10 protein-coding genes and 3 pseudogenes are annotated in these 7,209 nt (G+C 50.0%); 4 read left to right on the top strand and 9 right to left on the bottom strand.

Annotated features, from left to right (window positions below; genetic code table 11):
- Positions 1-115 precede the first annotated feature (115 nt).
- A pseudogene (locus tag ABK821_RS21095) lies at positions 116-313 on the bottom strand (EamA family transporter); the annotation flags it as partial.
- Between the two features lie 120 nt (positions 314-433).
- Between ABK821_RS21095 and gcvA the strand changes: the two are divergent.
- Positions 434-1,345: a transcriptional regulator GcvA gene (gene gcvA / locus ABK821_RS21090; RefSeq protein ID WP_343178704.1), complete on the top strand. Its 912-nt coding sequence runs from the start codon at positions 434-436 to the stop codon at positions 1,343-1,345.
- 53 nt (positions 1,346-1,398) lie between these two features.
- Here the strand turns inward: gcvA and ABK821_RS21085 are convergent.
- The 8 genes and pseudogenes from ABK821_RS21085 to arsH all read right to left on the bottom strand — a co-directional run.
- Positions 1,399-1,734, bottom strand: a pseudogene (locus ABK821_RS21085) (transposase); the annotation flags it as partial.
- 196 nt (positions 1,735-1,930) lie between these two features.
- A complete protein-coding gene (locus tag ABK821_RS21080) occupies positions 1,931-2,260 on the bottom strand; it encodes a TA system toxin CbtA family protein (RefSeq protein ID WP_343178703.1) in 330 nt (109 codons plus the stop codon).
- Between the two features lie 20 nt (positions 2,261-2,280).
- Complete coding sequence (locus ABK821_RS21075; RefSeq protein ID WP_343178702.1) at positions 2,281-2,598, bottom strand: type IV toxin-antitoxin system YeeU family antitoxin; 318 nt, start codon at positions 2,596-2,598, stop codon at positions 2,281-2,283.
- A 17-nt stretch (positions 2,599-2,615) separates the two neighbouring features.
- On the bottom strand, positions 2,616-2,837 hold the full coding sequence (locus ABK821_RS21070; protein WP_343178701.1) for a DUF987 domain-containing protein: 222 nt from the start codon (positions 2,835-2,837) through the stop codon (positions 2,616-2,618).
- An 8-nt stretch (positions 2,838-2,845) separates the two neighbouring features.
- Complete coding sequence (locus ABK821_RS21065; RefSeq protein WP_097762715.1) at positions 2,846-3,328, bottom strand: RadC family protein; 483 nt, start codon at positions 3,326-3,328, stop codon at positions 2,846-2,848.
- 8 nt (positions 3,329-3,336) lie between these two features.
- On the bottom strand, positions 3,337-3,798 hold the full coding sequence (locus ABK821_RS21060) for an antirestriction protein (RefSeq protein ID WP_200922885.1): 462 nt from the start codon (positions 3,796-3,798) through the stop codon (positions 3,337-3,339).
- Positions 3,799-3,910: 112 nt separating this feature from the next.
- A pseudogene (locus tag ABK821_RS21055) lies at positions 3,911-4,003 on the bottom strand (DUF905 family protein); the annotation flags it as partial.
- Between the two features lie 297 nt (positions 4,004-4,300).
- Complete coding sequence (arsH, locus tag ABK821_RS21050; RefSeq protein ID WP_343178700.1) at positions 4,301-4,999, bottom strand: arsenical resistance protein ArsH; 699 nt, start codon at positions 4,997-4,999, stop codon at positions 4,301-4,303.
- A gap of 85 nt (positions 5,000-5,084) precedes the next feature.
- Here arsH and ABK821_RS21045 point away from each other — a divergent pair, with 85 nt between their 5' ends.
- Genes ABK821_RS21045 through arsC form a run of 3 tightly spaced genes read left to right on the top strand, consistent with a single transcriptional unit; the run spans position 5,085 to position 7,177 of the window.
- On the top strand, positions 5,085-5,405 hold the full coding sequence (locus tag ABK821_RS21045; protein ID WP_343178699.1) for a transcriptional regulator: 321 nt from the start codon (positions 5,085-5,087) through the stop codon (positions 5,403-5,405).
- 44 nt (positions 5,406-5,449) lie between these two features.
- Positions 5,450-6,739 carry an arsenic transporter gene (locus tag ABK821_RS21040; protein ID WP_343178698.1) on the top strand — a complete coding sequence of 430 codons (1,290 nt, stop codon included), beginning with the start codon at positions 5,450-5,452 and terminating at the stop codon, positions 6,737-6,739.
- Positions 6,740-6,751: 12 nt separating this feature from the next.
- Entirely contained in the window at positions 6,752-7,177 is a 426-nt protein-coding gene (gene arsC, locus ABK821_RS21035; protein ID WP_343178697.1) for a glutaredoxin-dependent arsenate reductase, read from the top strand.
- The last annotated feature ends 32 nt before the right edge of the window (positions 7,178-7,209 follow it).

Genomic DNA, 7,209 nt, shown 5'->3' with positions numbered 1-7,209 from the left:
TATTGGTGCTATGATCGGCATCGCTCAGTCCGGTTGGTGATTTGGGATATTCAGCGATTGATCAGATCGCATAAACCGGACTGAGTTCCCCCTGAGTGATCTACTATTCCGAGCAGTTATTTAGTTTTTTGTTAAAATCAAAAGAAGATTTAAATAAAAACAGAATGACTGCCAGGCCTGTAAAGCCAAAAAAGACACGCAAAAAAGCGGTGTTAATAGCACCGAATTGCGATACAGCAATGCGCATAAAAAGAAAACTCGCTCCCCAGATAGCGGCAAGTAAGAGTAATCGAAGATAATCAGCAACACGCATAACAGCTCCTTTTTATTTGATGGGTAAGTAACAGAGAAACAGTGAACTACGCCTGAAGTACCGACAAGCAAGCTTTTCTTTTATACTTAAGAATTTCTAACTCATGAGATATGGATGATAATGAAACTTCCACCTTTACATGCACTTATGTGCTTTGAATCTGCTGCAAGGCTCATGAGTATAAAGGCTGCGGCTGAAGAGTTGTGCGTAACGTCCAGCGCTGTTAGTCAGCAGATAGCAAAATTGGAAAGCATGACTAACATCCGTTTGTTCATTCGCAGCCCACGCCGCCTCGAACTGACATATGAGGGACGCATCTATCAGCGAGCGATAACTCCTGCTTTCCGCCAGATAGCAGAAGCAACACAACGCTTAATGAATGAGGGAAAAGGAAACAAAATAACTGTCAGTTGCACAAGCGGGTTTGCCATTCAGTGGTTGCTGCCGCAGTTACCTGTATTTGAAAAAAATAACCTGGGAGTGGAAGTGCAAATTAGTACGACCAACAGACGTGTTGATTTACTGTCTGAAGGGATCGATTTTGCTATTCGGCATGGCGCTGGTCGCTACCCGGGAATGGCGTCCGAGTGTCTGGTGAATGATGGCCTTCTTCCGATCTGTAGTCCCCGGTTAATAGCACCGGAGCACAGACTCCCGTCACCTATCGATATGGCTGGGTACACGCTGCTGCATGACGAGCACAGACTGGACTGGGCCATCTGGTTTCATGCGTTGGGTATTGCTGAGGCGAATACTGACTCCGGTCCTGTTTTTGTTGATTCCAACGGTGTTATTGAGGCTGCGATTGCCGGTAAAGGCATCGCGCTTGTTCGTAGTTCTCTTGTGAGTGAAGAACTAGAAAGTGGATTGCTGATTAACCCGTTGGAAATGCTGATTGATTCCCCGACTGCTTACTACCTCGTGTATGAGGAGTCAGCTATATTGCGGAAGATAAATCGTCGTTTTCGTGACTGGATAACGACTACTGCAGGAGCGGCAGTCAGGAATGAACATTCAGCGACAGATAGATAAAGAGATGCCATTGGCAAGGAGCCTGTCCGTAATTCTGTGTAACTGCCACCGTATTAAAGGTGATCGCTCAGGCGGTCACCGAACTCGATAATAAAACGACTCATTGCCAGCCGCCAGTTCTGGATCGGCATACTCCATTTTTTTGACGCATCTTTGATCGCCAGATAGACAACTTTCCGTACCGAGTCGTCCGTCGGGAACGCTTTGCGTTTCTTTATGGCTGCACGGATCACGCTGTTCAGCGATTCTATAGCATTAGTGGTGTAGATAGCCTTGCGGATATCCGGCGGGTAGCCGAAGAACGTATTCAGCTTTTCCCAGTGCGCACGCCAGCTTTTGCTGATTTGAGGATACTTATTGTCCCACTCACTCGCGAACGCGTCCAGCGCTGGCGGAGTCTGAATTTGTTATGTAACTTGTTGTTAAATAGATTATAATCTTCAGTTCAATTTTCATTTTGGTCCCATTGTTGGTCCTAAAAGAAAATATCAGGTTTTTTGCAGGGGAGGGGAGGGCAGAGTAGAAGTCTCTTCGTCTGTGTGATTAGCATTTTAATTTCCCTTAGTTTGCTCTAAATTTAAGCGTTTATTTCACGTTAGTTTTTAGCAAGCCGGTAGAGCGCCTTGCTCGCAGAATATCTACTACGGAAATATACGGGGTCTGCTCTTGCCATGAAAATCCCTTTCGGTCGATACGAACTAGTTCGTACTTATCCACCAGAAAGTTGACTGCATCGGCCAGGGTGATCCTTGCATCAATATGTTCCTTAATAACAGTTTCATCACTGAACGGCGTGTCGCTCAGTGTCAGGCCATAGTGCTGTTCCAGCAGACGTGTCAGTAACATTTGCCAGACAGCCACGGGCGACAGACAGGGCTTCGATGCCTGCGAAATTTTAGCAGATAGAGTTTTCATGCTTGCTCTCGTGAAATTAGTTAGCTTTGAGTGGGATAAACTGCGATGTATACGTAGCCGCAACTGCCAAGGGTGTCGGCTTCGCAGATAAAACCGTTGTGGTAAAGGGTGACGCAGTGGGCATGGCGAGGATTCATTTCACCAGTGGTCAGCATCGATTCCATCTGACTGATAAAATGCGGAAATGCCGCATCCAGCTTAAGACATTCGGCGTTACTAAACTTACCGGTGATACTGGCCCGGTCATCCAGATAGTGCAGCCGGTTGCCCTCCTGCACCAGACGTGCTCCCAGGCGCGGCGTGAAATCCCGCTGCAGGCCCCATCTAGTGTTGCTCATTTATAACCTCTTTATTGTCAGTTCAGGGTGATACTCATCAGACAGGTATAAGGTCCGTTGCGGTCCTGGCGGCGTTCGGCGTATATCGCCAGCACGCCGGGAATGTCAGGAACGGCCAGACCGGTGTAATGAAAGACACTACCGTGCCACTGGTATTTTCCAGTGCAGTAGCGAAATATTCGGGACTCGGGATGCTGGCGATATATCGTCATTTCCCGGCGTTTACTTATAATTTTCATGTAATACCTCACAGCAGACCGTGTTCTGCGAACGAATAGATTTGCCTGCCACCGACAATCAGATGGTCAGGGACGCGGATATCAACGAGCTGAAGTGCCTGCACCAAACGCTGCGTGATGGTCTTATCTGCCTGGCTGGGTGTGATGTCACCGGAGGGATGGTTGTGCGCAAATAACACTGCTGCCGCATTGAAGTACAGGGCGCGTTTGACCACCTCGCGGGGATGTACCTCGGTACTGCTAATAGAACCGGCAAACAGGGTTTCGTGGGAAATCAACTGGTTCTGCTGGTTCAGATACAGCACCATAAACTCTTCGCGCTCCAGTCCCGCCATTTTCAGTTTCAGCCAGTCACGGGCAGCCTGAGTAGAGGTGAATGCCACGCCTGTTTCGCGCAGGTGTCGATCAAGCAGTGTTAAGGCGCGTTTTATCGTGCGTTGTGCGGTTAGTGGAAGTATCGGACTTAGTGGGCTAAGTGACTGTTCCATCATGGGTATCCTTAATCAATAATGCGCAAAATGGCGCTGGATTCAGGGTGCTGCAGGGCGTAATCCCGCAGGCGGTAATAGTGCTCAGTCATGGCATCACATTCGGTGCGACAGGCGTGATGGCTGTATTCAATCAGACAGACAGCGATACCTGCGGCTTCCGCGCTCATTTGCGCACCATTGCCGTTCATGCCGTTGAACAGATGCCTTTTATCGTCAACGTCAGCATCAGGGGCCATAAACGCGCCGCCATTGCTGAGCGTGTAAAAGGACCAGATACCACTGTTGTACTCGTCACAGAAGCGGTCCATCCAGGCGAAAATGCGGGGTTCCAGCGTTATCCATTGTGGGATAGAGCCAAAGTACTGCGGCCAGAAGCAGATACTCTGTTCGTCGGGTATCTGCGTTACGGTCAGTTCAAATTCGGATTCGTTAGCAGCAGATGCGAGGTTGTTTTTTGTCGCTGTTGTCATGGGTATGTATCCGTCAATAAAAAAACGCCAGCGGCGATGGCTGGCGTATGCGGTAATAATGAGTGTTCGGGAAGATTAAATGTTGCTGGTAAATCATGCTGAGCCAGCAGATGGATACGTCCGTACAGATGCCTGGCTTGCGGGTATAGCGGTTAAGACCTTCACCGGCATCCGGTTCAAAGTTCCATGCCTGCCCTAGTCGTCTTCAATGTTAACGCCGGTGATACTGGCAGGAACCAATGGCCCTGCTGCGCAATCAGCCGATACCCACTACGGTAGGTCATAAAGCGATTAGTGAAACGACTTCAAACCTTCAGAATTATTCATTACTACCCCCCTGAAAAATAATAAAAAAGCGGCAGAATCGTGAGATTCTGCCGTTAGTTATGTATGTTCAGAGGAATGATATATATCTGAATATTTTTATAATGCTGATAGGCCGTTTTGTGCCAATAGCGGACGTTGTTAAGCTCATGCAGTATGGATTCACGAAGAATAGACGTTATATTTTGTCCTGATTGACACGGGATGAAAGTTCCTGATGGCTCTCTTTTCTCTCGCTGTAACGATCAGCAAGATAACCAGTTTGTCCCTTAAGCAGCAGTGTGATTTTAAACAGCTCCTCGGCTACATCGACGATGCGGTCATACCATGACGAAGGTTTCATTCGGCCGTTTTCGTCGAACTCTTGCCATGCCTTGGCTACGGAGGACTGATTGGGGATCGTAAACATCCGCATCCAGCGGCCCAGAATACGCATCTGGTTCACTGCATTGAAAGACTGGGAACCGCCGCAGACCTGCATTATCGCAAGTGTTTTGCCCTGAGAAGGACGAACCGCGCCTTCATTTAATGGTATCCAGTCGATCTGCGCCTTCATAACTGCGCTCATAGCCCCGTGCCGTTCCGGAGAACTCCATACCATCCCATCACACCATCTGACCAGACCGCGTAGCTCGGTGACTTTAGGATGCGTGTCCGGAGCATCATCCGGCAGGGGTAAACCGGAGGGGTTAAAGAGTTTTACCTCCGCACCCATTGCCGTCAGCAGGCGACCGGCTTCTTCCGCGGCAAAGCGGCTGTAGGAGCGCTCTCTTACTGAGCCATACAGGATCAGAATCCGTGGCGGCTCCTGCAGGTGCAGGCGTTCAGCGATGTGTTGATCAAAGCATTCGGTGTTCAGGGCAGGAAATTGTTCCATTTTTCTCCTCCGGAGAGAACAGATGATTTCAAAGTTAATACATATGATTTACCATATGTATATTCTAAAGGGAATGGAGTGATAAATGCTACAACCTGTTCAGCTTTTCAAAATCCTGTCGGATGAAACACGGCTCACCATCGTCATGCTTCTCCGGGAGTCCGGTGAACTGTGCGTCTGCGATATCTGCGCGGCCACCTCCGAATCGCAGCCCAAAATCTCGCGACATATGGCTATCCTGCGCGAGGCCGGGCTGGTACTTGACCGTCGTGAAGGCAAATGGATCCACTATCGTCTGTCACCCCACATACCGGCATGGGCAGCTGAGACAATCACTACGTCCTGGCAGTGTATGCGGGAGGATGTGCGCGAATGGCTGGATAAATCAGCCTGCACCTACTGCTGAGGCAGGAAAATACATATACATAACCATATATAATGGAGTCTGAGATGTTTTTGGCAGGGAGTATATTTTTACTGACGCTGGTACTGGTGATCTGGCAACCCAGAGGGCTGAGTATTGGCTGGAGCGCGAGTATCGGGGCTGTGCTGGCGCTGGGAACCGGTGTCATCCATATCGCTGATATTCCCGTTGTCTGGAATATCGTCTGGAACGCGACAGCAGCATTTATTGCAGTCATCATTATCAGCCTGCTGCTCGATGAGTCCGGCTTCTTTGAATGGGCTGCACTACACGTCTCCCGCTGGGGTAACGGACGTGGCCGCCTGCTGTTTACCTGGATAGTGTTGCTCGGTGCCGCTGTTGCTGCGTTGTTTGCCAATGACGGCGCCGCGCTGATCCTGACGCCGATTGTGATTGCGATGCTGCTTGCACTGGGGTTCAGCCAGGGCACGACTCTGGCCTTTGTCATGGCCGCAGGATTTATCGCAGATACGGCCAGCCTGCCGCTCATTGTTTCTAATCTGGTGAATATCGTCTCGGCGGACTTTTTCGGTCTGGGCTTTACGCAGTACGCCTCCGTCATGATCCCTGTGGATGTGGCAGCGATTGCGGCCACCTTGGTCATGTTGCATCTCTTCTTCCGCAGGGATATTCCGGCCACGTATGACGTTTCGCTGCTGAAGACGCCTGCCAGTGCGATCAAGGATCCGGCAACCTTCAGGGCGGGCTGGATTGTCCTGTTATTGCTGCTTGTCGGTTTCTTTGTTCTGGAGCCGCTGGGGATCCCGGTCAGTGCGATAGCGGCGGCTGGCGCAGCAGTGCTGTTTGTGGTGGCGAAAAGAGGCCATGCCATCAACACCGGGAAAGTCCTGCGTGGTGCGCCATGGCAGATCGTTATTTTCTCGCTGGGCATGTATCTCGTGGTCTATGGCCTGCGCAATGCAGGGCTCACGGAGTACCTGTCTGGCGTGTTGAATCTTCTGGCAGACAAAGGGTTATGGGCAGCGACGTTCGGCACCGGCTTCCTGACGGCATTTCTCTCATCGGTGATGAACAATATGCCGACGGTACTGATTGGCGCGCTCTCGATTGACGGGAGTACGGCGACCGGCGTCGTCAAAGAGGCAATGGTTTATGCCAATGTGATTGGCTGCGATTTAGGCCCGAAAATCACCCCGATTGGCAGTCTGGCAACACTGCTGTGGCTGCATGTGCTTGCCCGGAAAAATATAAAGATTACCTGGGGATATTACTTCCGTACCGGCATTGTCATGACTGTGCCGGTGCTGTTTGTCACCTTGGCCGCGCTGGCGTGGCGGCTCTCTGTCACTTTGTAATGAGATACTGATATGAGCAACATTACCATCTATCACAACCCGGCCTGTGGCACCTCACGCAACACGCTGGAGATGATCCGTAACAGCGGCAACGAACCGACGATAATTTATTATCTCGATACGCCCCCGACCCACGTTGAGTTGATTAAACTTATTTCAGATATGGGAATTACGGTACGTGCATTGCTGCGTAAGAATGTTGAGCCTTATGAACAACTGGGACTTGATGAAGAGAAATTTAGTGATGAGCAGTTGATTGATTTCATGCTTCAACATCCGATCCTGATTAATCGGCCGATTGTCGTTACGCCGCTTGGCACTCGTCTTTGCCGTCCTTCAGAAATAGTGCTGGATATTCTACCGGAAGGCCAGAAAGGAGTGTTTACCAAAGAGGATGGCGAGAAGGTCATTGACGAAACGGGGAAGCGGGTTAAGTAATCTGCCCACTTCAAAATATCGGACGCCTGTTT

This window comes from Klebsiella sp. KE9456 (genome assembly GCF_043832615.1).
In the GTDB taxonomy this organism is placed as follows: Bacteria; Pseudomonadota; Gammaproteobacteria; order Enterobacterales; family Enterobacteriaceae; genus Klebsiella; species Klebsiella indica.
Note: the sequence above shows the minus strand (reverse complement) of the source record. Positions and strands in the feature narration are given on the sequence as shown.

Excerpts from the sequence above, each read along its gene's own strand:
- gcvA (WP_343178704.1), top strand. The coding sequence starts at position 434 with ATGAAACTTCCACCTTTACATGCACTTATGTGCTTTGAATCTGCTGCA.
- ABK821_RS21080 (WP_343178703.1), bottom strand. The coding sequence starts at position 2,260 with ATGAAAACTCTATCTGCTAAAATTTCGCAGGCATCGAAGCCCTGTCTG.
- ABK821_RS21075 (WP_343178702.1), bottom strand. The coding sequence starts at position 2,598 with ATGAGCAACACTAGATGGGGCCTGCAGCGGGATTTCACGCCGCGCCTG.
- ABK821_RS21070 (WP_343178701.1), bottom strand. The coding sequence starts at position 2,837 with ATGAAAATTATAAGTAAACGCCGGGAAATGACGATATATCGCCAGCAT.
- ABK821_RS21065 (WP_097762715.1), bottom strand. The coding sequence starts at position 3,328 with ATGATGGAACAGTCACTTAGCCCACTAAGTCCGATACTTCCACTAACC.
- ABK821_RS21060 (WP_200922885.1), bottom strand. The coding sequence starts at position 3,798 with ATGACAACAGCGACAAAAAACAACCTCGCATCTGCTGCTAACGAATCC.
- arsH (WP_343178700.1), bottom strand. The coding sequence starts at position 4,999 with ATGGAACAATTTCCTGCCCTGAACACCGAATGCTTTGATCAACACATC.
- ABK821_RS21045 (WP_343178699.1), top strand. The coding sequence starts at position 5,085 with ATGCTACAACCTGTTCAGCTTTTCAAAATCCTGTCGGATGAAACACGG.
- ABK821_RS21040 (WP_343178698.1), top strand. The coding sequence starts at position 5,450 with ATGTTTTTGGCAGGGAGTATATTTTTACTGACGCTGGTACTGGTGATC.
- arsC (WP_343178697.1), top strand. The coding sequence starts at position 6,752 with ATGAGCAACATTACCATCTATCACAACCCGGCCTGTGGCACCTCACGC.